The organism is Pseudomonas gingeri (assembly GCF_013385425.1).
In the GTDB taxonomy this organism is placed as follows: Bacteria; Pseudomonadota; Gammaproteobacteria; order Pseudomonadales; family Pseudomonadaceae; genus Aquipseudomonas; species Aquipseudomonas gingeri_D.
On record NZ_JACAQA010000026.1, the window covers coordinates 1,465 to 5,458 of the forward strand.

The following is a 3,994-nucleotide window of genomic DNA, read 5'->3' on the forward strand; positions in this document are numbered from 1 at the left end:
GTGGGCACTCTAAGGAGACTGCCGGTGACAAACCGGAGGAAGGTGGGGATGACGTCAAGTCATCATGGCCCTTACGGCCTGGGCTACACACGTGCTACAATGGTCGGTACAGAGGGTTGCCAAGCCGCGAGGTGGAGCTAATCCCACAAAACCGATCGTAGTCCGGATCGCAGTCTGCAACTCGACTGCGTGAAGTCGGAATCGCTAGTAATCGCGAATCAGAATGTCGCGGTGAATACGTTCCCGGGCCTTGTACACACCGCCCGTCACACCATGGGAGTGGGTTGCACCAGAAGTAGCTAGTCTAACCCTCGGGAGGACGGTTACCACGGTGTGATTCATGACTGGGGTGAAGTCGTAACAAGGTAGCCGTAGGGGAACCTGCGGCTGGATCACCTCCTTAATCGACGACATCAGCTGCTCCATAAGTTCCCACACGAATTGCTTGATTCATTGAAGAAGACGATAAGAAGCAGCCCGAAATTGGGTCTGTAGCTCAGTTGGTTAGAGCGCACCCCTGATAAGGGTGAGGTCGGCAGTTCGAATCTGCCCAGACCCACCAATTTTGTGTGGGAAAAGCCTGTAGCAATACGGGGCCATAGCTCAGCTGGGAGAGCGCCTGCCTTGCACGCAGGAGGTCAACGGTTCGATCCCGTTTGGCTCCACCATTTACGTTGTGATGGTTGTTGGCTGTAGTTGCTTCTGCGTTAGAGTTTAGAAATGAGCATTCCATCATGCGATGGTGAATGTTGATTTCTAGTCTTTGATTAGATCGTTCTTTAAAAATTTGGGTATGTGATAGAAAGATAGACTGGACGTTACTTTCACTGGTAACGGCTCAGGCTAAGGTAAAATTTGTGAGTGACTCTTAAGAGTTTTGCGAATTTTCGGCGAATGTCGTCTTCATAGTATAACCAGATTGCTTGGGGTTATATGGTCAAGTGAAGAAGCGCATACGGTGGATGCCTTGGCAGTCAGAGGCGATGAAAGACGTGGTAGCCTGCGAAAAGCTTCGGGGAGTCGGCAAACAGACTTTGATCCGGAGATGTCTGAATGGGGGAACCCAGCCATCATAAGATGGTTATCTTGTACTGAATACATAGGTGCAAGAGGCGAACCAGGGGAACTGAAACATCTAAGTACCCTGAGGAAAAGAAATCAACCGAGATTCCCTTAGTAGTGGCGAGCGAACGGGGACTAGCCCTTAAGTGGCTTTGAGATTAGCGGAACGCTCTGGAAAGTGCGGCCATAGTGGGTGATAGCCCTGTACGCGAAAATCTCTTAGTCATGAAATCGAGTAGGACGGGGCACGAGAAACCTTGTCTGAATATGGGGGGACCATCCTCCAAGGCTAAATACTACTGACTGACCGATAGTGAACTAGTACCGTGAGGGAAAGGCGAAAAGAACCCCGGAGAGGGGAGTGAAATAGATCCTGAAACCGTATGCGTACAAGCAGTGGGAGCCCACTTTGTTGGGTGACTGCGTACCTTTTGTATAATGGGTCAGCGACTTATTTTCAGTGGCGAGCTTAACCGAATAGGGGAGGCGTAGCGAAAGCGAGTCTTAATAGGGCGTCTAGTCGCTGGGAATAGACCCGAAACCGGGCGATCTATCCATGGGCAGGTTGAAGGTTGGGTAACACTAACTGGAGGACCGAACCGACTACCGTTGAAAAGTTAGCGGATGACCTGTGGATCGGAGTGAAAGGCTAATCAAGCTCGGAGATAGCTGGTTCTCCTCGAAAGCTATTTAGGTAGCGCCTCATGTATCACTGTAGGGGGTAGAGCACTGTTTCGGCTAGGGGGTCATCCCGACTTACCAAACCGATGCAAACTCCGAATACCTACAAGTGCCGAGCATGGGAGACACACGGCGGGTGCTAACGTCCGTCGTGAAAAGGGAAACAACCCAGACCGTCAGCTAAGGTCCCAAAGTCATGGTTAAGTGGGAAACGATGTGGGAAGGCTTAGACAGCTAGGAGGTTGGCTTAGAAGCAGCCACCCTTTAAAGAAAGCGTAATAGCTCACTAGTCGAGTCGGCCTGCGCGGAAGATGTAACGGGGCTCAAACCATGCACCGAAGCTACGGGTATCACTTAGGTGATGCGGTAGAGGAGCGTTCTGTAAGCCTGTGAAGGTGAGTTGAGAAGCTTGCTGGAGGTATCAGAAGTGCGAATGCTGACATGAGTAACGACAATGGGTGTGAAAAACACCCACGCCGAAAGACCAAGGTTTCCTGCGCAACGTTAATCGACGCAGGGTTAGTCGGTCCCTAAGGCGAGGCTGAAAAGCGTAGTCGATGGAAAACAGGTTAATATTCCTGTACTTCTGGTTATTGCGATGGAGGGACGGAGAAGGCTAGGCCAGCTTGGCGTTGGTTGTCCAAGTTTAAGGTGGTAGGCTGGAATCTTAGGTAAATCCGGGATTCTAAGGCCGAGAGCTGATGACGAGTTGCCATTAGGCGACGAAGTGGTTGATGCCATGCTTCCAAGAAAAGCTTCTAAGCTTCAGGTAACCAGGAACCGTACCCCAAACCGACACAGGTGGTTGGGTAGAGAATACCAAGGCGCTTGAGAGAACTCGGGTGAAGGAACTAGGCAAAATGGCACCGTAACTTCGGGAGAAGGTGCGCCGGTGAGGGTGAAGGACTTGCTCCGTAAGCCCATGCCGGTCGAAGATACCAGGCCGCTGCGACTGTTTATTAAAAACACAGCACTCTGCAAACACGAAAGTGGACGTATAGGGTGTGACGCCTGCCCGGTGCCGGAAGGTTAATTGATGGGGTTAGCTAACGCGAAGCTCTTGATCGAAGCCCCGGTAAACGGCGGCCGTAACTATAACGGTCCTAAGGTAGCGAAATTCCTTGTCGGGTAAGTTCCGACCTGCACGAATGGCGTAACGATGGCGGCGCTGTCTCCACCCGAGACTCAGTGAAATTGAAATCGCTGTGAAGATGCAGTGTATCCGCGGCTAGACGGAAAGACCCCGTGAACCTTTACTATAGCTTTGCACTGGACTTTGAATTTGCTTGTGTAGGATAGGTGGGAGGCTTTGAAGCGTGGACGCCAGTTCGCGTGGAGCCAACCTTGAAATACCACCCTGGCAACTTTGAGGTTCTAACTCAGGTCCGTTATCCGGATCGAGGACAGTGTATGGTGGGTAGTTTGACTGGGGCGGTCTCCTCCTAAAGAGTAACGGAGGAGTACGAAGGTGCGCTCAGACCGGTCGGAAATCGGTCGTAGAGTATAAAGGCAAAAGCGCGCTTGACTGCGAGACAGACACGTCGAGCAGGTACGAAAGTAGGTCTTAGTGATCCGGTGGTTCTGTATGGAAGGGCCATCGCTCAACGGATAAAAGGTACTCCGGGGATAACAGGCTGATACCGCCCAAGAGTTCATATCGACGGCGGTGTTTGGCACCTCGATGTCGGCTCATCACATCCTGGGGCTGAAGCCGGTCCCAAGGGTATGGCTGTTCGCCATTTAAAGTGGTACGCGAGCTGGGTTTAGAACGTCGTGAGACAGTTCGGTCCCTATCTGCCGTGGACGTTTGAGATTTGAGAGGGGCTGCTCCTAGTACGAGAGGACCGGAGTGGACGAACCTCTGGTGTTCCGGTTGTCACGCCAGTGGCATTGCCGGGTAGCTATGTTCGGGAAAGATAACCGCTGAAAGCATCTAAGCGGGAAACTTGCCTCAAGATGAGATCTCACTGGAACCTTGAGTTCCCTAAAGGGCCGTCGAAGACTACGACGTTGATAGGCAGGGTGTGTAAGCGCTGTGAGGCGTTGAGCTAACCTGTACTAATTGCCCGTGAGGCTTGACCATATAACACCCAAGCAATTTGCGTCGAAAGGCCAAGTTGCGGTGTGTGAAGACGAAACGAACCGAAAGTTTGCGACTCACAAAACACCGAGCTGTCACATACCCATTTGCTGGAGCGTGAACCCGTAAGGGCAAACGACCTGGCTCCCGAATTTCTTGACGACCATAGAG

Annotated in this window: 2 tRNA genes and 2 rRNA genes (1 of these 4 cut by a window edge); all 4 read left to right on the forward strand. The window is 51.9% G+C overall.

Annotated features, from left to right (window positions below):
- Window positions 1-403, forward strand: a 16S ribosomal RNA gene (locus HX830_RS25250) (it extends 1,090 nt beyond the left edge of the window).
- An 82-nt stretch (window positions 404-485) separates the two neighbouring features.
- Window positions 486-562 (forward strand) — tRNA-Ile (locus HX830_RS25255).
- 30 nt (window positions 563-592) lie between these two features.
- Window positions 593-668: transfer RNA gene (locus HX830_RS25260), tRNA-Ala, on the forward strand.
- Window positions 669-935: 267 nt separating this feature from the next.
- A 23S ribosomal RNA gene (locus HX830_RS25265) occupies window positions 936-3,826 on the forward strand.
- Together the 16S and 23S rRNA genes with 2 tRNA genes alongside form the textbook arrangement of a ribosomal RNA operon.
- The last annotated feature ends 168 nt before the right edge of the window (window positions 3,827-3,994 follow it).